Here is a 21,270-nt window from a genome sequence, read left to right as displayed (position 1 = left end):
CGTGTGAGCAGCGCCGACGATGGAACCGGGGGAAGAACCGCGGCCGCCGCCGTGAATGTGTTCACGCCCGCTTCATGTTTCTCTTCATGCATTTCACGGGGAGACATATCGGCGCGCGGAGGGGTGGCTTTCGGTCAGGGGCGTCAGATACTGATGAAATTCGGCCACGGTCCGCCGTGGGAATCCCACGACGGACCGTTTCCCGGTCGGGTGCCGCCTGCGGGCCTAGACCGGGCTGCCCGCCAGTTGGGCCATCAGCCGGGTCACCTGCGCCGCCGACGTGCCCAGTCCTGTGGGCCCGCTCAGATGCCAGGGGGTGTCGTTGCCGTTCCGCAGGTCCTCCTCGCGGTAGCGGCGGCAGCCCCGGTGCCAGATCAGGATCCCCGCGATCCAGTGCTTGAGCTCCTGCACATAGCCCGCCAGGACCTCCCGCGCCTCGGCGTCCAGGCCGAAGTCGTCGTACAGCACCGGGAATTCGACCTCGGCGACATGCAGGAACTGCCGCAGCCGCGAGTTCATCAGGTCGTGCACGATCGCCACGCCCGTCGGATAGTCCACGCCGAAGAAGTTCTGCACGACCAGGACACCGTTGTGCACCTCCCCCTCGTACTCGATCTCCTTCTGGTACGAGAAGAGGTCGTTCAGCAGGCACGCGTAGTCCGCCGCCGCGTTCTCCAGGGAACGCATCGGACCGCTGCGGTAGACCTCGTCCGGAACCTTCCTGCCGTGCCCGAGCCGGCACAGGCTCATCGTCAGGTCCGAACCGAACGTCGCCCGCCGCATCTCCACATAGTCCACCGGATCGGGGATACGGTTCTGTGCCTGGTTCGCCAGCTCCCACAGCCAGCTCTCGGTCATCGACTCGATCGCGGTCCGGAAGGTGCGCCGCCCGCTCACGTCCATCGGAGCGGCCGTCCTGCGCCAGAGGTCGGCCAGACTCCGCTCCAGGGCGTTCACCGGCTCCGGCGTCCCCTCGCCGTCCAGCGGCATGAACAGCGACAGCCGCTCGTTGGCCAGGCGCGCCCCCGCCAGGTCCCGGGCCCGCCCGTGCACCACCGGGAACCAGTCGTCCCCGTACGTCCCCCAGGCCAGCCAGCCCGAGGACAGGTCCAGCTCGTCCGGGGTCGCGTCCGGATGCAGGCCCGCCGCGCACAGCGGCAGGTCGATCGCGATGATCCGCCGCTCGTCCCAGATGTGCGAACCCGGCACGCCCGGCTGGGCCTCCAGGATGCCCATCCGCCGCGCCCAGTCGACGAGCCGGACGCGTGCCCCCTCCAGATGGGGACTCAGCGTCGTCCCGAACGGCAGGTCGAAGTCCGGCAGCAGGGAGGGGCCCACGTGCTGATACGGCACATGGCTGTGGCTGCGGGCCCGCGCGGTCTCCGAGCGGAGCGTGAACCTGATGGAGGCGGCGGACATGCCGAAGCCGGCCACGGCCTCGCCCGCGCCGCCGCCGTTCATGTAGCGGCTGGAGCGCATGTGCCATTCGTGGCCACCGGACTGCCAGTCCTGGAGCCCCTTGACGTACGCCAGCACAGCGGCGGTCTGCGTCGGGTCCAGGCCCTTCTCGGCGCAGAGCGGGCCGAGTTCGGTCAGGGCGGTGTTCTCGAACTGCTGCAGCCGTGAGGTCAGCAGGTCGTTGACGGCCTCGGCGGCCTCCTGCGTGGAGCAGCCGAGGAACTTCTCCAGCACCAGCACGCCGTTGCTGTTCTCCCCCTCGTCCTCCACCTCACGCTGGTAGGAGAAGAGGTCGTTGCGCAGGTGCACCCCGTCGGAGAAGGCGTCCCGCAGCACCCGCAGCGGGCGGGCGTCGGCGACGGAGGCGGGCACCTCGGCGTTGGCCGCGTACTCCACCAGACCGGCGGACCAGGGCGCGCCGCCCACCTTGCGGCGCATCTCGATGTACTCGACGGGGTTCGCGATGCGGCCCTCGTGGATGTTGGCGAGCTCCCACAGGGACTCGTTGAGGAGGTTCTCCGTCGCCTCCGCGAACCGGATCCGCCAGGCGTCCGTCATCGCCGGGACCGTACGGGCCCACAGATCGGCGAGCCCCGCCTCGACCGGGTTCTCCGGTTCCGGCGTCGGGGCGCCCCGCTCCATCGGCATGAAGGCGGGCAGCCGGTCCAGATACCGCTTGCCGCCCTCCCGGTCGGGGGTGCGCTTGAACAGCTCCAGGAAGTGGTCGTCGAAGAAGAAGACCCACACGTACCAGTCGGTGACCAGAGAGAGCGCCTCGGCCGAGCAGTCGGGGTGGGTGTAGGCGCACAGGAGGGCGTAGTCGTGCGCCTCCAGGTCCTCCTCCTCCCAGATGCCGGACCCCTCCAGCATCCCCATGGAGCGGGCCCACGCCCGGGTGTGCGTGCGTGCCGCCTCCACATGAGGGTTGAGCCGCGCCGGATACGGAACATAGAAGTCCGGCAGTGAGAAGGGCTGTGCCATGTGCGTCAGGCCTTTCGGAAGCCTCCGCGCGGGGAAACGCGCGGACCGGTGGTGTCCGCGCAGCACTACCCTTCGGCCATACGGAGCACGCACGACGGCGATTAGTCACATAATCGCGGCTTGGCCTGTGCGTGCTCGGAAGTCGGTCGCTCAGTAGGCGGAGTCGACGTTGTCGATCGAGCCGTACCGGTCCGCGGCGTAGTTCGCGGCGGCGGTGATGTTGGCGACCGGGTCGGTGAGCTTCTTCGGGGTGCCCTTGACGTGGTAGGCGTCGAAGGTGGGCTGGATCACCTGGAGGAGACCCTTGGAGGGAATGCCGTTCCGCGCGTTGATGTCCCAGTCGTTGACGGCGTTCGGGTTGCCGCTGGACTCGCGCATGATGTTGCGGTGCAGCCCCTCGTAGGAGCCGGGGATGTTCTTCTTCTTCATGATGTCGAGCGACTCGCGGATCCAGCCGTCGAGGTTGTTCGCGAACTTCTTCGGCGTGACGGCCTTGCGCTCGGTGGAGCGGTTGGCGGCCTGCTTCTCGGACCGCTCCTCGGCGGCGTCCTTCGCCGCGCTCGCCTTGCGGTCGGCGGCGGCCTTCTTCGCTGCGGCTTCCTTGGCGGCGGTCTCCTGAGCGGCCTTCTTGGCCGCCGCGTCCTTCGCCGTCGGGATGCCCGCGGCGGCGACCGGCTCCACGGAGATGGAGGACCGGGCAGCCGTGGTCTGCGCTTCGCTCGGGCCGCCGGTGGCGGCTATGGCGGAGACCGAACCGGCCGCGACGAGCACGGCGGTGGCGATCTTGTGCGAGCGGGTGATGCGCAGGGTGGAGATGCGGGGCATGCGTGAGCTCTTCCTATGGGGGACGGGCTTCGCGGCCTTCGCGCCGCGTCGGCAGGTACCGGGTGGTCCGGGTCGCGGTCGCCGGTGGGCGATCGACGCGGCTCGTACTCGGTGCTTGCCGGGATCCATGGTTAGCGCTGTCCGACATGGGAAGCAATGACCGCCTTTACTACTCTTCATCGTGAGATGCCAATTTATGAGCCATATGGGCGGCTCGTTACGCCGGACGGGAGGGCTCACGCCTACTACCGGAGGCCGTAGGTGACGTGGGTCTCGTGGCGGGCCTCACCCGCCGGGGACCCCGGGGCAGCACAGGGTCACCACCCCGTCACGGGGAGGCAGGGCCCACAGGGGCGGTTCCGGACCCGCCGCAGGGGCCCCGGAACGCAGAACAGCGCGCTGCGGGACCGGTGTGTCGGCACCGGTCCCGCAACGCGCTTCTTCTTCACAGTGGTCTTCACAGCGGTCTGGACAGTGGTCCGGTCACTGTGGTTCTCGGCAGGCGGGGCGGCCGTTCGCCCGCGTCTTCGTCTCCGCTCGTCTTCGTCCCTGCTCAGCGGGTGCCGAGCTCAGCGGGTGCCGACCGCCGCCCGCACCGCCCGCCGCGCCATGGCGCAGTCGTCGTGCAGCCGCCGCAGCAGCAGCCGCTGCTCCTCGCCCGAGGAGAGCGCACCGGGCCGGTCCTGCCCCGCACCCACCGGGGGAGCCTCCCGCATGGTGCGCTGCACCGCCGTCTCGTAATTGCGGATCTCGCGGGTCAGCACCAGCATCAGGTTCACCAGGAACGCGTCCCGTGCGGCCGGGCCCCTGGCCTGGGCCAGCTGGCTGATCTGGCGTCGCGCCACCGGCGCGTCGCCCAGCACCGCCCACAGCGTCGCCAGGTCGTACCCCGGGAGATACCAGCCGGCGTGCTCCCAGTCGACGAGCACCGGACCGGTCGGCGACAGCAGGATGTTGGAGAGCAGTGCGTCCCCGTGGCAGAACTGCCCCATGCCCTGTCGGCCACCCGCGTGCGCCAGGCCGTGCAGCAGCTTCTGCAGGTCACCCAGGTCACGGTCGGTGAACAGACCGAGCTCGTGATAGCGCGCGATCCGCGAGGCGTAGTCGAGCGGCGCCTCGAACAGTCCGGGCGGCGGCCGCCAGGCGTTCACCCGGGCGATCGCGCCCAGCGCGGCCCGGATGTCGGCCCGCGGCGGCGCCTCCGCCGGATGCCGGGTGAGGGCGGCGACCCGGCCGGGCATCCGCTCGATCACCAGCGTGCAGTTCTCCGGGTCCGCCGCGATCAGCCGGGGCGCCCGAACCGGGGGGCGGTGCCGGACGAACGCGCGGTACGCCGCTATTTCGTGCCGGAACCGCTCGGTCCACGCCGGCGAATGGTCCAGTAAACACTTCGCCACGGCGGTGGCCCGCCCGGTCGTTCCGACGATCAGGACCGAACGGCCGCTGCGTCGCAGCACCTGGACCGGGTTGAACTCGGGGCAGATGCGCTGCACGGAGGCGATGGCCATCCGCACCTGCGCGCCCTGCGGCCCGGACAGGTCGATTCTTCCGCTGAGCGGTCCGGCGCCCGGCCCCGGGGCCCGTCGGGCCCGGCCCGGACCCTGCGCCGGTGCGCCGGCGTGAGGAGCGAGATAGGGCCCGCCGCCCGCGCCCATCGGGCGGAGCGGACGGGGCGGGGCGGACACGGAGGACGATGCTGTGTACATGGGCGAGACAGATCCCTTCGTGCGCCGACAAGTTGCGTGCGCCAACCCGGCCGACGGCCGTTCGGCACCCTGGGGAGTACCTAGGGCTGCCGGGCGGGGTGGCGCTTTCCTACCTGACACCGGAGCGCGGGTGGCAGACCATCTGGCGGACCCTGGCGAACCCTGGCGAATAGTCACAGCGCATCTGACAGGGGGTTAGTGTCAAGTCAGCCGAGAACCTGGGGGCTTGAAGTGACCGGAGAACCCAACACCCGCCTTTCTGATCTGTTCGGCCTGGCCGGCTGGTCCAAGGGCGAACTCGCGAGAATGGTGAACCGGCAGGCGGCGGCCATGGGCCACCCGCAGCTGGCCACCGACACCTCGCGGGTCAGGCGCTGGATCGACATGGGGGAATCCCCCCGTGATCCCGTGCCCGAAGTGCTGGCGGCTCTGTTCACCGAGCGGCTCGGCCGTGTCGTGACCATCGAGGACCTCGGGTTCGGCCGACGCGGGCGTGTGGGGAAACGGCGTGACTCCGGGACGGAACACAATCCCGATCAACTGCCGTGGGCGCCCGAACGGACGGCAGCGGTCCTCACCGAATTCACGGGAATGGACCTCATGCTCAACCGACGCGGCTTGGTGGGTGCGGGCGCCGCGCTCGCCGCCGGCTCAACCATCGCCGGCCCCATGCACGACTGGCTGCACAGCGACCCCGCTCTGGCGGCCGATGTTCCACGTACCAACGATCCCCTGCACGCCGATCCCGCCGGTTTCGACCGGTACGAGGCCGCTCCGGTCGGCTCCGAGGAGATCGAGGCCCTGGAGCACTCGGTCGAGGTGTTCCGCGCCTGGGACGCGTCCCGGGGCGGCGGACTGCAGCGCAAAGCGGTCGTGGGCCAGCTCAACGAGGTGGGCGGCATGCTCGCCTACCGTCACCCCGACCATCTCCAGCGCCGCCTGTGGGGCGTCGCCGCCAACCTCGCCGTCCTGGCGGGCTGGATGTCCCACGACGTCGGCCTCGAACCCACCGCCCAGAAGTACTTCGTCATCGCCGCCCACGCGGCCCGCGAGGGCGGCGACCGGCCACGCGCCGGAGAAGCGCTCTCCCGGGCGGCACGCCAGATGGTGCACCTGGGCCGGCCCGACGACGCACTCGATCTGATGAAGCTCGCCAAGTCCGGCTCGGGCGACGAGACCCTGCCCCGTACGCAGGCCATGCTGCGCACCATCGAGGCCTGGGCACAGGCGTCCATGGGCCGGGGCCAGGCCATGCGGCGCACCCTCGGCGAGGCCGAGGAGCTCTTCGTCTCGGACAAGAGCGATGTGCCGCCGCCGAGTTGGATGCAGATGTTCGACGAGGCCGATATGCACGGCATGCAGGCGCTCGCCTTCCGCACGCTGGCCGAGCACGACCCGGGGGCCGCGATCATCGCCCAGCGCCACGCCAAGCAGGCGCTGGAGCTGCGGATCAACGGGCGTCAGCGGTCGAAGATCTTCGACTACATCTCGCTGGCCTCGGCCTGCTTCATCGCCAACGACCCCGAACAGGCCGACCGGTACGCCCGGCTCGCGCTGGTGTCGATGGGGGAGACCTCCTCGCACCGCACCTGGGACCGGCTCCGCGAAATGTACCGGCTCACCGGTCAGTTCGCCGGATACGCCGGGATCCAGGATCTGCGCGAGGAGATCGAGCTCTCGATGCCGCCGGGCCAGAAGAAGGCCAGGGGCACGCAGATCTGACCCGGCCCGGCCGCGCCGCTCCGCGCTCCCTCACACCCTGATACGTCCGCTTTCTCACGCCCCGATACGGGCGACCAGCACGCACGCGTCGTCGGGCCGTTCGGTCCCGCCGAACTCCTCGACGACGCTCCGGACGCACTCCTGTGCCGTTCGGGCCTCCGCGAACCGGGGGGCGAGGGCGAGCAGTGCCTCCGGGCCCGCACCCCGGTCGCCGCGTCGGGTCAGGCCGTCGGTGTGCAGAACGAGCACGTCGCCGGGGAACAGCCGTACCTCGTCCTGCTCGAAGACGGCGTGGGACGCGGCGCCGAGCAGCATGCCGTCCGGCGGCGGCAGGAGCCGTCCCGAACCGCCGCGGAAGAGCAGCGGTGCGGGGTGTCCGGCCTGCGCCCAGGACAGAAGGGAGGTGGCGGGGTCGAAGCGGCAGCACAGGGCGCTGCCCAGCGCGGGCTGTATCGACGTCTCGAGGACCTGGTTGAGGTGTCCGAGGAGCGCGCCCGGCTCGATGCCGGCGACGGCCATGCCGCGCAGTGCGCCCAGCATCATCGCCATCGCCGAGGTGGCGGGAATGCCGTGCCCGGTGAGGTCACCGACGGTGAGGAGGGTGCGCCCGTCCGGGAGCTCCATCGCGTCGTACCAGTCGCCGCCGATCAGCCCGCTCGACTCGGAAGGGAGGTAGTGCGCGGCGATGTCCAGGGCGCCGGGGCCCTGCTGCGGGAGGCGCAGTGATCCGCGCCACGGCGGCAGGACGGTCTCCTGGAGCTCCACGGCCATCCGGTGCTCGGTGCGCTCGATGTGCTCCTCGCGCCGCACCGACGCACGGCTCCTGCTCACGGCCTGCTCGCTGCGGCGCAGCTCGCTGACGTCCCGGAGGACCGCCCACATCGAGGCGGTGCAGCCCTCGGCGTCGAGCACCGGCTCGCCCGTCATATGCAGGGTGCGCGTGCCGCCGTCGGGGCGCACGATGCGGAACTCGCCGTCCATCGGCCGGCCGTCGACGAGGCAGCCCGTCACCATGGCGGTCAGCTGCGGCTGGTCCTCGGGAAGCAGTACGGACGGCAGGTCGTCCAGGGAGAGGGGGGTCGACCCGGGCGGCCTGCCGAAGATCTCGTACAGCTCGTCGGACCAGCTGGACTCGTCGGTGAGGAGGTTCCACTCGGCGCTGCCCACCCGGTTCAGCAGGGAACCGGCCCTCGGACCCTCCGGTGCCGCGTCGCTCCGGGGGGCGGGGTCCTCGGCGCGGGGGCCCGGCAGGCCCGCCCTGAGCTGGCCGAGCTGCTCGTCGAGGTTGTCCAGGTGGTGCACGGCCAGCTCGCACAGGGCGCGCTGCCAGCGCAGCTGGGGGTCGTCCTCGTCGAACACGACGGCGTCCCGCCGCACGGCGTCCACGTCCCCCCGCAGCCGGCGCGTCCGATGGATCAGGTCGTCGACGGCGTCATGCGCGGGAAGCTGTGGTGCGGGGCGGTCCGCGAAGAGGGGGGACGGCATCTCGTACTCCGATACAGGCGCGGCCTAGCCGGTTCTGAAGGGTGGACCGCTACCGACTGTCGCACAGGCCGCGGCGGGCCGTAAGGGATTTGGCAACACTCGATGCGTTCTTGCGTCTGGCATATGCCGGCGGCTCTCCGGGGCGGTGAGTATCCGAACAGGCTTACGTTTGGGGCGAGTTGACCACGCGGTTCGGGGGGTGTGGTGGGGCGGGAATGCCATGGGGGTGGCTCGCGTTACCTCACCAGAACGAAAACGAATCCCATTCCCGATAGGGGAGCGGGGTCGGCAGAAGTATCGGGAGGCGCCCATGGCGCGCAGCGAGACCAGGCCCGTCGTCACCCTCCGGTCCACCGTCGGAACGGGCCGGAGTTATGTGACGCGGAAGAACCGCCGCAACACCCCCGACCGGCTGGAGCTCCGCAAGTTCGACTCCGCCGCCGGCCGCCACGTGCTGTTCCGCGAGGTCCGCTGACCCCCGGAAGAGGCTCGTGACCCTGTATGCCACCGCTGCCCGCGGTGAGGAAGGAACGCATCGATGAAGTCCCGTATCCACCCCGAGTCCCGTCCTGTGGTCTTCCGCGACCGCGCGGCCGACGTCGCCTTCCTGACCCGCTCGACCGCCGACTCCGGCGAGCGCGTGCAATGGGAGGACGGCAACACCTATCCCGTCATCGACGTCGAGACCTCGTCGGCGAGCCACCCGTTCTACACCGGTGGCCGGCAGGTGCTCGACACGGCGGGCCGCGTGGAGCAGTTCCGGCGCCGCTACGGCACCGGCGAGGCGTTCGGAAGCTGGCCGAACGCGACCTGACCAGGGGAGAAGCCGGGGATTCCGTGCCGTGGATCACATCCGCGGGGGCGGATTCCCGGGAACGGTCCTGGATGGTTTATCGTTCATCTATACGTGGGAGTGAGGGGGACAGTGTCCCCGGGCTCACCTGTGGCCCATGGGAAATATCGGGAAGATCGGGAAGATCGCACCGCCGAAGCCCATGGACCCCTCCGCCGAGAGGCGACCGCCCTTCGCGCCCGCACTCAAGCCGCCCCGGCTGGATTCCCCCGATCCGGCCGGGGCTTCCCCTTGTCCGACCGCGGCCGGCCGCCCCGGCGCGGGACCGTCTCCAGGGCCAGCGCACCGGCGGCCATCAGCACCGCGCCCAGCGCGGCCCCGGGGCTCCACCACCGCTCGGCCAGCGCCGCGACCGCTGCCCCGGCCACCACCGCGGCCAGCCGCCCCAGCACCCAGCCGTCCCCGCGACGCAGCTCCCGCAACGCCGCACGGCCCGCGAGCGACGTCAGCGTCCCGGTGAAGTAGTTCGTCGGCGTCACCCGTACGCGCCCCTGGACACCCATCGCGACCGCCACCAGGGCCAGCAGCCCGAGCCGGTCCCCGTACGACGTGACCAGCTCCAGCCCCCACAGCACGGCCGCCGCCCCCAGCAGAACGACCTCCGCCCCCAGCAGCGCCGGGAACCGAAGGCCGAGCCGCCCGGACATCAGCGCACCGGCCGCCACCCCGCAGGCGTACGACGCCAGCGCGACGGCCACCTTCCACGCCGCACCGTCCTCGCCCGTACCGGCGGCCGAAGCCCCCAGCAGCACCAGATTCCCGGTCATCACCCCGGCGAAGACCTGCCCCACGCACAGGAAGACGAAGGCGTCCGCCGCCCCGGAGGCCGCGGACAGGAGAAGCAGCGCCCCCTCGGCGCGCCACGGCGCATCACCGGCCCGGGGCACGGAGGAAGAGGATGAGGAGGGCGGTGACGGCGGGGGAGCCGGGGGAGCGGTGGACACCCGAGCATTCTCGGCACCCGGCGCTCGCGGACCGGCGCGCCGCCCGCGACGCGGCGCGCCGCGTCGGTCCTCCCGCAGGGGTCACACGGTCTCGTCGAGGTCCTTCGCATAGTGCTCGATCGCCCGCCGGTACTGCTGTACGTACGGGTCCTGGCTGGTCGTGGCCGTCAGCTCCAGCAGCAGCCGCATCGCCTCGTGGCGCTCGTCGGTGTTGTACAGGGCCATCGCCAGGAACGTCCGCAGCGCACCGTCGTCCGGGAACTCCTCGACGCCCCGGCGCAGCGTCTCCACCGCCTGCCCGTACCGGCCGAGGATCCGGTACGTACTGCCCAGCCCCAGGAGCGCCCCGCGCCGGTCCTCCACGACGAGCTCCGGATTCGCCAGGGCGCGCTCGTAGTACGGCACCGCCTCCGACTCCAGCCCCAGCACGTCGTGGATCCACGCCGTCCGGCAGGCCACCTCCGCGTCGTCGGGGTACTGGGCGGTCAGCGCGAGGAGCCGCTCGCGCGCCTCCTCGGGCCGTCCCTCCGTACGCAACCGGTCGGCCTCGTCCAGCAGGTCCCTCTTCTTGGGTGCGTTCATGCGCACATCGTCGCAGGCGCTCGCGGACGGCCGGGTGAGTTTTTGCTCCGCGCCCCGCCCGGGGCGTGTGTTCCGGCCGGTCGGGGGCATCCGTCGGCCATGACTGCAGAGGCGGATCCCCGTACAGGCCAGGGGACATGGGTACGTGTGCTGGTGCGCGGCGCGGTCCTGACGGTGGTGCTCCTGGGGCTGGTGGTGTTCTCCGTGCTGCTGGCCAAGGTGACGCTCACGCCCTCGCCGGCCTCCGAGGACCTCGTGACCTCGAATCTCCGCCCCGGCCGCTCGCTGCGCCAGTACGCCGAGGACTACACCTTCCTCGCCGCGTGCAAGCAGGCGGGCGGAAACCTGCTGCTCGGCGTGCCGTTCGGACTCCTCCTGCCGTTCTTCGTGCCGCGCCGCCTGCGCATGATCCGGATGACGCTGCTGACCGCCGTCGTCATGGCCGTCGTCGAACTGATCCAGGGGGCGCTGGTATCGGGCCGGGCCTTCGACATCGACGACGTCATCCTCAACACGGCGGGCGCGCTGCTGGGGTACTTCGTGCTGGGCCGCCGGATCAGCCACCGCTACTACACGTACGCCGACGTTCCCGGCTCGTCCGAACGGCAGGGAGAGCCGGAGGCCGTCGAGCCGCAGCGCAAGCCGAGGAAGGCCGCTGGGACGAAGCCCGCCCGCGCGAAGGGCACCCGGACGAAGGCCGCCCGCTCCCTGCTCGACCGCTTCCGCAGGCGCTGAGCCGGGCACCCGTTCGGGCCCGGGCCGTTTGCGGGCGGCCGGGACCGGACGCACGGTGGGGTCACGTCCTGCGCGCGGATGCCGTACGGATCCCCTGCCGAGGAGGAGCGACATGGCCGAAGGTCAGTGGAGCCCGGGCCGCGAGGACATGGACGCGGACGAGTTCAGGCCCGTTCTGGACATCGTCGAACCGGCACGTCAACGGCGGCTGACCGTCCTCCTGCGACTCCTGCTGCTCATCCCGCACTTCATCGTGCTGTTCGTCCTGCACATCGCGGCGTTCTTCACCGTCATCGCGGGATGGTTCGCGGCCCTGGTGCTCGGGCGGCTGCCCGACCCCGTGTTCCGCTTCCTGACCGGCGTCCTCGGCTACGACATGCGCGTGTCGGCGAGCGACATGCTGCTCATCGACCGCTACCCGCCCTTCGCCCTGACCCCGCCGGCCGACTACCCGGTGCGGATCGAGGTGCGGCCCACCCCGCTCAACCGGCTGGCGGTGCTGTTCCGCGTCTTCCTGATGATCCCGGCGGCGATCGTGCAGAGCCTCGCCGTGTACGGGTGGTGGGCGCTGGCCTTCGTCTGGTGGCTGATCACGCTGTGCCTCGGCCGGATGCCCCGGCCGCTGTTCGAGGCGACGGCGGCCACCCTGCGCTACCGGATGCGGTTCTCCGCGTACGTCATGATGCTCACCCCGGCCTACCCCAAGGGCCTGTTCGGCGACGACGACCTCGCCGTGGCCCGCGAGGGGTCGCGCTCCGCCACCCGCCCGCTGGTCCTGAGCAGCGCCGCCAAGTGGCTCGTGGTGCTGTTCCTGGTGCTGGGTCTCGCGGGGCACATCACCACGTCCGTGACCACCTCGACGAGCGACGACACCACCGACACCCGCCTCGTCGGGCGCTAGTCTCCGGGCTTCGTTCCCGCCGCGCGGGCGTAGCGGCGGGCCAACTGCGCGAAGGCTTCCCGGAGCCCGTCCGGCCCGACGACCTCGATGTCCACGTCGAACCTGCCGAATTCGGCGGCCAGGCCGGGCCACGACCAGGCGCCCAGGACCACCCGGCAGCGGTCCGGGCCGCACTCCTCCACGATGCCGTTGCGGACGTGGCCGGCCACCGCGGAGGCCGGCGCGTCGAGGATCACCTCGCCCCGGCAGGGCCACTCCCCGGGGGATTCGGAGCCCTGGAACCGGGCGGCGACGAAGGCGGCCACATCGCCCCCGGGCACCTCGCGCGGCGTGAAGCGGGGGCCCGTGGGAGTGCGCGGGGTGATCCGGTCCGCGCGGAAGGTCCGCCAGTCCTCGCGGTCCAGGTCCCACGCGACGAGATACCAGCGCCCGCCCCAGGTGACCAGGCGGTGCGGCTCCACCCTTCGCACCGCGGGCGCGGCGTCGGCGGTGGCCGGCACGTACGCGGGGGAGTGGTCGAAGCGCAGCACCTCGCGGGCGTGCACCGCCGCACTGAGCGTCACGAGCACCCGCGGATCGGCCTGCGGCTGCGTTTGTCCTCCCGTGCGCTCGACGGCGGTGACCTGGAGCGCGTCCACGCGATGGCGCAGTCGGGCGGGCATGACCTGCCGGACGGTGGTGAGCGCGCGGGCCGCGGCCTCCCCGATCCCGGCTCCGGTCCCGGCGGCGGTCCGCAGGGCGACGGCGAGCGCGACGGCCTGATCGTCGTCGAACAGCAACGGCGGCAACTGCGCGCCCGCGTCCAGCCGGTATCCGCCCTCGGGCCCCTTGAAGGCCGCGATGGGATAGCCCAGTTCCCGCAGCCGGTCGACGTCACGCCGCACCGTGCGCGGACTGACCTCCAGCCGCTCGGCCAGCAGCCGGCCCGGCCAGTCCCGGCGCGCCTGGAGCAGGGAGAGCAGCGCCAGCAGGCGCGCTGAAGTCTTCGGCATGACACGAGTATGACCGGAGAAGAGGTCACACCCTGGCCTCTTCCCTTGCGAGGGTTGATCCGCACCGCACGACGTGACCGCACGACCTGATCGCACGACGGAAACACCGGAAGGACCCGATCATCATGACCACAGCCTCCGCGCCCCTCGACGCCGAACGCTCCGACCTGCTCGCCGCTCTCGCCACCGCGCGAGCCGCCCTGATCCGCTCGGCCGAAGGCCTCGGCGACGAGCAGGCCGGTGAGCGGCCGACGGTCAGCGCGCTGTGTCTGGGCGGCCTCGTCAAGCACGTCACGGCCATGGAGGACAGCTGGCTGCGCTTTGTGACCGAGGGCCCGTCGGCGATGTCCTTCGCCCTGCCCGACGGCGTCACCTGGGACGACCTGGCGGCCGGTACCGCACGCGAGCTCCCGAAGTGGATGACCGACCGGGACAAGGAGTTCCGGATGCTGCCCGGCGAGACCACGGCCGGGATCCTCCACGCCTACGAGCAGGTCGCCGCCCGCACCGAGAAGATCATCCTCACGGTCCCCGACCTCTCGGCCGCGCACCCGCTCCCCGAGGCGCCCTGGAGCGAACCCGGGGGAGAGTGGAGCGTACGGCGGGTGCTGACCCATGTCCTCACCGAGACCGCACAGCACGCCGGCCACGCGGACATCCTGCGCGAGACGCTCGACGGGCGGCGGGCGACCTGACCGACGGGGCGCCGTACATCCTCGCGTGAGGACGCGAGGATGTACGGGGAGCCGACAGCGGACGACGGAGAGGGAGAGAGAGCGACACGATGACCGTCCTCGACAACCGGGCGCTGAACCGCGCCATGCTCGCGCGGCAGTTGCTGCTCGACCGGTCCGACCTGCCGGTCGTGGAAGCGGTGGCCCACCTCTGCGGCCTCCAGGCGCAGGAGCCGCAGGAGCCCTTCGTCGGGCTCTGGTCCCGGCTGACCGACTTCGAGCCGAAGGTGCTCTCGGATCTGCTGTCCGGTCGGAGCGTGGTGCGCACCCACCTCATGCGCCGTACGGTCCATCTCGTCGCCGCCGATGACGTCCTCGCCTGGCGATCCCGCCATGACGCGATGCTGCGCCAACGGGTGCTCGGCGTCTACCGCGACGAGCTGAAGGGGGTCGATCTCGACGAACTCGCCTCAGAAGCAGGTGAGTTGATGGCCGACGGGGAGCCCCGCACCGCGGCCGAGATCGTGCGGGCGCTCGCCCCGGGCCGCCCTGGCCCCGGGCCCCGGGCCCTGGGGGAGCTGGTGGTCGCCGCCCTTGTCCCGATGGCCCAGGCGCCACCGCGCGGGCTGTGGCGCACGAAGGGCGGGGTGCGTAACGTCGCGCTCTCCTCCTGGCTGGGCCGCCCGGTCGACCCGCCCGCTCCCGACGGCTCCGACCCGGTCGGCCAGGCGCTGGTCCGGCGCTATCTGGCCGCCCACGGTCCCGCCGCCACGGCCGATCTGCGCGCCTGGTCCGGCCTGGCCGGACTGCCCGGCGCGGTGGCCGCCGTACGCGACGAGCTGGTCGCCTTCCGCGACGAGCGGGGGCGGGAGCTGCTCGACCTGCCCGGCGCGCCGCGACCGGATCCGGACACCCCCGCCCCGGTACGGTTCCTGCCGGCCTTCGACAACGCGATCCTCGGCTACCAGGACCGCGGCCGCATCATCGACGACGCCCACCGGGGCCTCTCGGTCGCCGGTGAGCGGGTCGTGCTGGTCGACGGCCGCGTGGCCGCCACCTGGAGCGTCACCGAAGACGTCGTCACGGTGGATCCGCTGCGGACCTTCACCCGGGCCGACCGTGCCGCCGTGGCCGACCGGGGCCGGGAGCTGGCGTCGTTCCTCTCCGACGGCGAGAGCGACCGCGTACAGGTGGCGGCCTCGCCGCGCTGAGCGGCTCCGGCCGCCGGGAGAGCACGTCGGCGTCTGCCTGCCCGTACCGGAACAGGCCCATTTTGTGCGGGAGTTCGTAGGGCGGGCGGCCGGAGGGGGACTGAAAGCGCCGGGCGCGGGTCACACGCAGGACATGACGTCCAGCGACGTAACCCCAGAGCCCGCGCCGCACGGCGACGGCGAGCGGAAGGCCCGCCCCTCCCGAGGGTGGCTGAAGGTCCTCGGCATCGGCGCGGCCGTACTGGTCCTGCTGTTCGCCGGCAGCCGGATCAGTCTGCTGCCGGGGCTCGACGACCTCTTCGGCGAGGAGACCCACGACCGGTCGGGCCCCGCCGTGCTCAAGTCCATCCAGGACATGAGCGCGTACGAGGCCGCCTCGGGCAACTTCCAGGTCGTCGTCGATCTGGAGAAGGACGCGAAGTTCCTGCCCGACGCGGTGCGCGGCACCCGCACCCTGTTCGTCGGCGCGGGCACCGTCGGCGCCTCCGTCGACCTGGGCAAGGTCACCGGCGACGGCGTCGTGGTCGACGAGGACCGCACCACGGCCGAACTCCGGCTGCCGCACGCGGTGCTGGGCAAACCGGCGCTCGATCCCGACCGTTCCTACGCGGTGTCCAAGCAGCGCGGTCTCCTCGACCGGCTGGGCGACCTCTTCTCCGACAACCCCGGCAGCGAGCAGGCGGTCAACAAACTCGCCGCCCAGCACATCTCCGAGGCGGCCAAGGAGAGCGAACTGACCGCCCGCGCGGAGAAGAACACCGCCGCCATGTTGAAAGGACTGCTCGGATCACTCGGCTTCGAGCGCGTCACGGTCCGGTACGGCGACGACCAGGAGTGATCGCGGCACCCGGGGTGCGGCGCTCGATGCGTGCGGCCGCCCGGGTGCGTTCGGCGGGGGCCGCCCGCCGCGAACCGCCCTTGACGTGAACGCGTCGGTCGGTATGGTCTAGTCCAAGTGCAAGGCCTTTCCGGACACCTGTCATCAGGCTTGTCCGACAAGGGACTTGCAGCCCTTCGCGCCTCTTGGCCCCACACTCCCGAGGCCTCGCCGTCGAAGCCGGGCCCCCCACGGCCCGCCACCGCGCGGTGCGGTCTCATGTGAAGGAGAAGCATGCACGCGAAAAGGAAGACCGCACTCGCCGTCGGCGCCCTGCTCGCCCCGGTCCTCGCCCTGAGCCTCCCGGCGAGCTCCGCCAGCGCCCACGGCTACATCTCCGACCCGCCGAGCAGGCAGGCCCAGTGTGCCGCCGGCACGGTCAGCTGCGGCGCCATCACGTACGAACCGCAGAGCGTCGAGGGCCCCAAGGGGCTCACCAGCTGCAGCGGCGGCAACAGCGGCTTCGCCGAGCTGGACGACGACTCCAAGGGCTGGTCGGTCACCCCGGTGAACCGCTCCCAGCAGTTCGAGTGGAAGATCACCGCACGCCACTCGACCAGCACCTGGCAGTACTTCGTGGGTGGTGACAAGATCGCCGAGTTCGACGACGGCGGCGCGCAGCCCGGCGCGACCGTGACCCACCAGGTCGACTTCGGCAACAAGACGGGCCAGCAGAAGATCCTGGCCGTCTGGAACATCGCGGACACCTCGAACGCGTTCTACGCCTGCATCGACGTGAACGTCAGCTAGCACCGCCCAGGTCGGGGGTCCATGCCCCCGCGCCCACCACGCCCCGGTCGCGCCCTTGCGCGGCCGGGGCGTGGTGCTGTTCCCGGTGGCCGGAAAGCGGCATGGCGCGTAAGCCTCACGTAGTCGAGCGGTTACCCTACGTCAGCTGTCCTGATGGATCATCAGTGCTCGAGGGGACTCCTGAATTGAACCGCATGCGTACCGTACTCGCCGCGCTCGGCATCACCGCCGGACTGATCTCCGCCCCCGCGGCGAGCGCCGCACCGGGGCCCGCCAAGCCCGCACCCGCCGCCGAGCGCCACGAACCCTGCACCGGAGAGTTCCGCGGCGACGCCCGCCTCGGCCCCAAGTGGCTGCCGAACAAGCGGCTCGCCCCGGTCGGCCCGCTCCTGAACGGCTGGCAGCGCACCGGCGACCTCACGCCGAAGGACTTCCTGAAGAAGTACTGGGAGGGCCCCGCGGACACCGGCAGCTGGAAGTACCCGCCCAACGACGGCTTCGCCGAGGTGAACGGCGAGATCGACAAGGAGCCCGTCAAGCTCCGCACCGGCCAGCGCCTGGACCGCTTCGGTTCGGAGTACGGCGGCTACCTGGCCCCCGCGGGCGACGCCTACGCCGAGCGCGCCCTGCCCCCGCAGAACCTCAACACCCGTGAAGCGGCCACCCCTTGCGACTACCGCGTCTACAAGGTCGCCAAGCCCTTCTGGGTCTGGCAGGGCGGCATCGCCCCGTGGTTCGAGCAGCCCGGCGGCGGCCGGCAGATCAAGCTGGACGCCGTGTTCCTCGACCCGGGCGAGGGGCAGCGGCTCAACGTCAAGTGGCTGCTGGACAACGCCTACCTGACGCCCGTCGGCGCGTAACCCGCCATGGACCGCCGGGCATTGCACGCCGCACTCGTCGAGGCACGGATCCCCGGCGGCTACTACCGGATCGAGGGCGTCCACGAGCCCGTACCCACCCCGCCGGACTTCCTCTTCGTCCGGCGGGGCGGTAACGGCGGCTGGGAGACCGGGGCGTTCGAGCGCGGCACCTACGAAGTCCTCGCCCACCACCCGGACGAGTCCGCCGCCTGCGCCCACCTGCTGAGCCTGCTCGTCTGACACCACTCCCGGCACCGGGGGTTTTGCCGGACCGGCAAAAATCCTTGTCCGGGCGGCCGCACCGGCCGAATGATCGTGACCGGGCGGCTCCCGGCCCGGCCGCCCGCCGAAGCGTCACGACCGCCCCGCCCGCACGGGGCGCCCGAGGAGAAGCCATGCCGGAGTCCACCCCCGTACCCACCACGCCGCTCCAGGGCCGTGCCGCCCGCCCCTCCGCCGTCCTTCCCGGCGCCACGCACCGGACGGTCGAGGTCCCCGGCGGCCGGATCCACTGCGTCGAACAGGGCACGGGCCCCCTCGTGCTGCTCGTCCACGGCTTCCCCGAGTCCTGGTACTCCTGGCGCCACCAGCTCCCCGCCCTGGCCGCCGCCGGCTACCGGGCCGTCGCCATCGACGTACGCGGCTACGGGCGCTCCTCGACGCCCGCCGCCACCGACGCCTACCGCATGCTCGCCCATGTCGCCGACAACACCGCCGTCGTCCGCGCCCTCGGCGAGGAGACCGCCACGGTCGTCGGACACGACTGGGGCTCACCCATCGCCGCGAACAGCGCCCTGCTCCGGCCGGACGTCTTCACCGCGGTCGCCCTGCTCAGCGTCCCCTACGCACCTCGCGGCGGCCCCCGCCCCACCGACGGATTCGCGGGCATCGGCGGCGAGGAGGAGTTCTACGTCAGCTATTTCCAGACGCCCGGGCGCGCCGAGGCGGAGATCGAACCGGACGTGCGCGGCTGGCTCGCCGGTTTCTACGCGGGCCTCTCCGGCGACACGCTCGCCCCCGCCGACCACGGAAGCCTCTTCTTCGTACCGCCGGGCGCGCGCATGGCCGACCGGTTCCCCACCGACAAGCTCCCCGGCTGGCTCGACGAGCGGGACCTCGACGTCTACGCCGAGGAGTTCGAACGCACCGGCCTGACCGGCGCGCTCAACCGCTACCGCAACGTCGACCGGGACTGGGAGGACCTCGCCGCCTGGGACGGCACACCCATCACCCGGCCCTCGATCTTCATCGGCGGCGCCCTGGACGCCTCCACCACCTGGATGTCCGACGCCATCGACGCCTACCCACGGACCCTGCCCGGCCTGTCCGCCGCCCACATCCTCGAAGGCTGCGGCCACTGGATCCAGCAGGAACGCCCCGACGAGGTCAACCGGCTGCTGACCGACTGGCTGCACGGCCTGCGCTGAGCACGCCCGGTGCGGACCGTCCCCGCGTCAGCAGGGCGTGCCGCGGGTCGCCGCCGTCGCCCGCAGCAGATCGCGGACCAGCGTGAAGTCGATCTTCCGCGGGTTACGGAAACGCAGACAGCCCTTGCCCATGTCGTGGGAGGCCAGCCGGTCCGCGAACGCGTCACGGACGTCCGTGCGCAGCAGGTAGAACGAGATGTACTGCTTCTGGTCGGCGAAGGCGATCTCACCCGTCCCCGCCCCCTCCCGCTCATAGGCGGGCATGCCGTACGCCATCACCTCGCGGAACCCCGTCAGCTCCTCCCGGCACAGCGCGCGCAGCGCCGTAAGAGCCTCCCGGCGGGCCTCCGGGGCCTCGGCCAGGTACTGATCGACGTTCTCCGCGCGGCTCCGGACCATGAGGAGATCGTACGGCGACTCCCGCCGGCCCGGCGGTGTGTCGTGCCCCGGGGCCGCGGGCCCCTCGGGCGAAGGTGGACGGATGAATACCGCAGGCATGCTGGCCGAAGCGTTCGACCGGGTCGGGGAAGCGGTCCACGCGGCGGTCGAAGGACTCCCGCCCGAGGACCTCAACGCCCGCGTCGACGCGGGGGCGAACTCGATCTCCTGGCTGGTCTGGCATCTCACCCGCGTCCAGGACGACCACATCGCCGACGCCGCCGGGATCGAACAGATCTGGCTCACCGAAGGCTGGGCCGACCGCTTCGCGCTGCCCTTCGAGGGGACGGCGACCGGCTACGGGCACACCGCCGAGGAGGTCGCCGCCGTCCGCGTGGACTCCGCCGAACTCCTCCTCGGCTACTTCGACGCCGTGCACGAGCGGACCCTGGACTACGTCGCGGGACTGGAGGGCCACGCGCTGGACCGGATCGTCGACGAGGGCTGGTCGCCCCCGGTGACCCTGGGCGTCCGGCTGATCAGCGTCATCGCCGAGGATCTCCAGCACGCGGGCCAGGCCGCCTACGTCCGAGGGATGCTGGAACGCGCCTGAGAACCGGTGGCAGAACAGGGCCCGCGCACACCCGTGCACAGTCCCAGCGGCAGTGCCATACTCGGAAGGAGTCGGCTGGACAGGCTTGCCATCGTCCGAAAGGTGACCGTCATGAGCTGGGCATCTTGGACGACCAGCGGAGTGTACGCGGGAACCGGTGGCGTACGCACCGTGGAAGCGGGCATCCTGAGCGGCGATCTCACGGTGCATACGACCTGGTCCGACGGACAGGCGTCGGTGGCCGTGCAGTACAGCGGCTCCTCCGACTGGTTCACCCTCACCGGAAGTCCGGTGCCGTGCCCCTCCGAGGAGGAGAGCCGCCGCTTCCACCAGAGCGTGGTCGAAGCCGTCCGCGCCGGGGAGGGCGCGACGGTCCCACCGGTGGGAGCGGAATCCGCCTAGGCTCCGGCGTCCCCCACCGCCCACCGCGCCCCATAGAGTGGATCACCTGATCCGTTCCCCCAGGGACGGGCGGGCGGTACACGGGGCGAGGAGCGGTGCAATGGGGCGTGCGGGCACACGGCGGTCGAGGACGCGGAAGAACCGGCCGTTCTGGGTGGAGCTGCCGCTCCTCATCGGCGTCGCCCTGGTGCTGGCGCTGCTGATCAAGACGTTCCTGGTGCAGGCCTTCTCCATCCCCTCGGACTCCATGCAGAACACCCTTCAGCAGGGCGACCGGGTCCTGGTCGACAAGCTGACGCCGTGGTTCGGGTCGGAGCCGGAGCGCGGCGAGGTGATCGTCTTCCACGACCCGGCGGACTGGCTCGCGGGCGTGCCCGTGGACGAGCCCAACACCGTGCAGAAGGTGCTGAGCTTCGTCGGTGTGATGCCTTCCGCCGAGGAGAAGGACCTCATCAAGCGGGTCATCGGCGTCGGAGGCGACACCGTGGAGTGCGCGGGCGACGGGCCGGTGAAAGTGAATGGCACCGCCCTGGACGAGCCGTACGTCTTCCCCGGCAACACCCCGTGCAGCAACGACGAGGGTGGCCGGTTCAAGGTCACCGTGCCCGACGGCAAGGTCTGGGTGATGGGGGACCACCGCCAGGCCTCCGCGGACTCCCGCTACCACCAGGACGACCCGAACCAGGGAATGGTCCCCGTCGACGAGGTCGTCGGCCGGGCCGTCGTCATCGCCTGGCCGCTCGGCCGCTGGAGCACCCTGCCGGTGCCGGACACCTTCAAGAGCGTGCCCGACAAGTCCTAGAGATCGTCTTCAAAGGTGATCAGGTGATGAGAGATCATGCTGGTCATGGTGCGTCGTCATGAGCTTTCGGATGCCGAGTGGGCTGTGTTGTC

General features: G+C 71.4%; 22 protein-coding genes and 1 pseudogene. 15 read left to right on the top strand and 8 right to left on the bottom strand.

Translation table 11 applies throughout. From position 1 onward, the window contains the following. Positions 1-225: 225 nt before the first annotated feature. The 3 genes from ACIQPT_RS32355 to ACIQPT_RS32345 form a co-directional block, all read right to left on the bottom strand. Complete coding sequence (locus ACIQPT_RS32355; RefSeq protein ID WP_401161121.1) at positions 226-2,439, bottom strand: germacradienol/geosmin synthase; 2,214 nt, start codon at positions 2,437-2,439, stop codon at positions 226-228. Positions 2,440-2,589: 150 nt separating this feature from the next. Next, positions 2,590-3,264: a transglycosylase SLT domain-containing protein gene (locus ACIQPT_RS32350; RefSeq protein ID WP_401161119.1), complete on the bottom strand. Its 675-nt coding sequence runs from the start codon at positions 3,262-3,264 to the stop codon at positions 2,590-2,592. A 569-nt stretch (positions 3,265-3,833) separates the two neighbouring features. Next, a complete protein-coding gene (locus tag ACIQPT_RS32345) occupies positions 3,834-4,970 on the bottom strand; it encodes an aminoglycoside phosphotransferase family protein (RefSeq protein WP_401161117.1) in 1,137 nt (378 codons plus the stop codon). 231 nt (positions 4,971-5,201) lie between these two features. Between ACIQPT_RS32345 and ACIQPT_RS32340 the strand changes: the two genes are divergently transcribed. Beyond that, positions 5,202-6,692, top strand: coding sequence for a hypothetical protein (locus ACIQPT_RS32340; RefSeq protein WP_401161115.1), 1,491 nt, complete (start codon positions 5,202-5,204; stop codon positions 6,690-6,692). Between the two features lie 54 nt (positions 6,693-6,746). Here ACIQPT_RS32340 and ACIQPT_RS32335 read toward each other — a convergent pair whose 3' ends face one another. Further along, the gene (locus ACIQPT_RS32335) at positions 6,747-8,177 is read right to left on the bottom strand and encodes a PP2C family protein-serine/threonine phosphatase (RefSeq protein ID WP_401161113.1); all 1,431 of its coding nucleotides are present in this window, start codon (positions 8,175-8,177) and stop codon (positions 6,747-6,749) included. Positions 8,178-8,487: 310 nt separating this feature from the next. On the opposite strand from ACIQPT_RS32335, the gene rpmG reads away from it, so the two are divergent. Both rpmG and ACIQPT_RS32325 read left to right on the top strand, forming a co-directional pair. Next, the gene (gene rpmG / locus ACIQPT_RS32330; RefSeq protein ID WP_401161111.1) at positions 8,488-8,652 is read left to right on the top strand and encodes a 50S ribosomal protein L33; all 165 of its coding nucleotides are present in this window, start codon (positions 8,488-8,490) and stop codon (positions 8,650-8,652) included. Positions 8,653-8,715: 63 nt separating this feature from the next. Then, the gene (locus ACIQPT_RS32325; protein WP_401161109.1) at positions 8,716-8,991 is read left to right on the top strand and encodes a type B 50S ribosomal protein L31; all 276 of its coding nucleotides are present in this window, start codon (positions 8,716-8,718) and stop codon (positions 8,989-8,991) included. A 224-nt stretch (positions 8,992-9,215) separates the two neighbouring features. Here ACIQPT_RS32325 and ACIQPT_RS32320 read toward each other — a convergent pair whose 3' ends face one another. Beyond that, positions 9,216-9,917 (bottom strand): YoaK family protein, encoded by a 702-nt coding sequence (locus ACIQPT_RS32320; protein WP_401161107.1) that lies wholly within the window; start codon positions 9,915-9,917, stop codon positions 9,216-9,218. 138 nt (positions 9,918-10,055) lie between these two features. Beyond that, positions 10,056-10,556 (bottom strand): tetratricopeptide repeat protein, encoded by a 501-nt coding sequence (locus tag ACIQPT_RS32315; protein WP_401161105.1) that lies wholly within the window; start codon positions 10,554-10,556, stop codon positions 10,056-10,058. A gap of 147 nt (positions 10,557-10,703) precedes the next feature. Here ACIQPT_RS32315 and ACIQPT_RS32310 point away from each other — a divergent pair. Together ACIQPT_RS32310 and ACIQPT_RS32305 are read left to right on the top strand one after the other, a co-directional pair. Next, a pseudogene (locus ACIQPT_RS32310) lies at positions 10,704-11,151 on the top strand (VanZ family protein); the annotation flags it as partial. A gap of 252 nt (positions 11,152-11,403) precedes the next feature. Then, the gene (locus tag ACIQPT_RS32305; protein WP_401161103.1) at positions 11,404-12,192 is read left to right on the top strand and encodes a DUF4389 domain-containing protein; all 789 of its coding nucleotides are present in this window, start codon (positions 11,404-11,406) and stop codon (positions 12,190-12,192) included. Here ACIQPT_RS32305 and ACIQPT_RS32300 read toward each other — a convergent pair. Next, positions 12,189-13,184, bottom strand: coding sequence for a helix-turn-helix transcriptional regulator (locus tag ACIQPT_RS32300; RefSeq protein WP_401161101.1), 996 nt, complete (start codon positions 13,182-13,184; stop codon positions 12,189-12,191). The two genes, ACIQPT_RS32305 and ACIQPT_RS32300, sit on opposite strands and share 4 nt — an antisense overlap. 125 nt (positions 13,185-13,309) lie before the next feature. Between ACIQPT_RS32300 and ACIQPT_RS32295 the strand changes: the two genes are divergently transcribed. The 7 genes from ACIQPT_RS32295 to ACIQPT_RS32265 all read left to right on the top strand — a co-directional run bounded on the left by ACIQPT_RS32295 (position 13,310) and on the right by ACIQPT_RS32265 (position 18,983). Further along, positions 13,310-13,879 carry a DinB family protein gene (locus ACIQPT_RS32295; protein ID WP_401161099.1) on the top strand — a complete coding sequence of 190 codons (570 nt, stop codon included), beginning with the start codon at positions 13,310-13,312 and terminating at the stop codon, positions 13,877-13,879. Positions 13,880-13,968: 89 nt separating this feature from the next. Continuing rightward, positions 13,969-15,069 (top strand): winged helix DNA-binding domain-containing protein, encoded by a 1,101-nt coding sequence (locus ACIQPT_RS32290; protein WP_401161097.1) that lies wholly within the window; start codon positions 13,969-13,971, stop codon positions 15,067-15,069. Positions 15,070-15,202: 133 nt separating this feature from the next. Continuing rightward, positions 15,203-15,907 carry a DUF4230 domain-containing protein gene (locus ACIQPT_RS32285; protein ID WP_401161095.1) on the top strand — a complete coding sequence of 235 codons (705 nt, stop codon included), beginning with the start codon at positions 15,203-15,205 and terminating at the stop codon, positions 15,905-15,907. 273 nt (positions 15,908-16,180) lie between these two features. Continuing rightward, positions 16,181-16,696 (top strand): lytic polysaccharide monooxygenase auxiliary activity family 9 protein, encoded by a 516-nt coding sequence (locus ACIQPT_RS32280; protein WP_401161093.1) that lies wholly within the window; start codon positions 16,181-16,183, stop codon positions 16,694-16,696. A gap of 185 nt (positions 16,697-16,881) precedes the next feature. Next, positions 16,882-17,556 carry a TNT domain-containing protein gene (locus tag ACIQPT_RS32275; RefSeq protein WP_401161091.1) on the top strand — a complete coding sequence of 225 codons (675 nt, stop codon included), beginning with the start codon at positions 16,882-16,884 and terminating at the stop codon, positions 17,554-17,556. 6 nt (positions 17,557-17,562) lie between these two features. Then, positions 17,563-17,796, top strand: a complete 234-nt coding sequence (locus ACIQPT_RS32270; protein WP_401161089.1) for a hypothetical protein — start codon at positions 17,563-17,565, stop codon at positions 17,794-17,796. Positions 17,797-17,951: 155 nt separating this feature from the next. Then, the gene (locus tag ACIQPT_RS32265) at positions 17,952-18,983 is read left to right on the top strand and encodes an alpha/beta fold hydrolase (protein WP_401161087.1); all 1,032 of its coding nucleotides are present in this window, start codon (positions 17,952-17,954) and stop codon (positions 18,981-18,983) included. Between the two features lie 27 nt (positions 18,984-19,010). On the opposite strand, the gene ACIQPT_RS32260 is transcribed toward ACIQPT_RS32265, so the two are convergent. Then, positions 19,011-19,382, bottom strand: a complete 372-nt coding sequence (locus tag ACIQPT_RS32260) for an iron chaperone (RefSeq protein WP_401161085.1) — start codon at positions 19,380-19,382, stop codon at positions 19,011-19,013. A gap of 82 nt (positions 19,383-19,464) precedes the next feature. On the opposite strand from ACIQPT_RS32260, the gene ACIQPT_RS32255 reads away from it, so the two are divergent. The 3 genes from ACIQPT_RS32255 to lepB all read left to right on the top strand — a co-directional run bounded on the left by ACIQPT_RS32255 (position 19,465) and on the right by lepB (position 21,178). Beyond that, positions 19,465-19,974: a DUF664 domain-containing protein gene (locus tag ACIQPT_RS32255; RefSeq protein ID WP_401161083.1), complete on the top strand. Its 510-nt coding sequence runs from the start codon at positions 19,465-19,467 to the stop codon at positions 19,972-19,974. 111 nt (positions 19,975-20,085) lie between these two features. Further along, positions 20,086-20,376, top strand: coding sequence for a hypothetical protein (locus ACIQPT_RS32250; protein WP_401161081.1), 291 nt, complete (start codon positions 20,086-20,088; stop codon positions 20,374-20,376). A gap of 100 nt (positions 20,377-20,476) precedes the next feature. After that, positions 20,477-21,178 carry a signal peptidase I gene (gene lepB, locus ACIQPT_RS32245; protein ID WP_401161079.1) on the top strand — a complete coding sequence of 234 codons (702 nt, stop codon included), beginning with the start codon at positions 20,477-20,479 and terminating at the stop codon, positions 21,176-21,178. Positions 21,179-21,270 lie beyond the last annotated feature (92 nt).

The sequence above is a fragment of the Streptomyces sp. NPDC091289 genome, from assembly GCF_044757365.1.
Lineage (GTDB): Bacteria > Actinomycetota > Actinomycetes > Streptomycetales > Streptomycetaceae > Streptomyces.
Note: the sequence above shows the minus strand (reverse complement) of the source record. Positions and strands in the feature narration are given on the sequence as shown.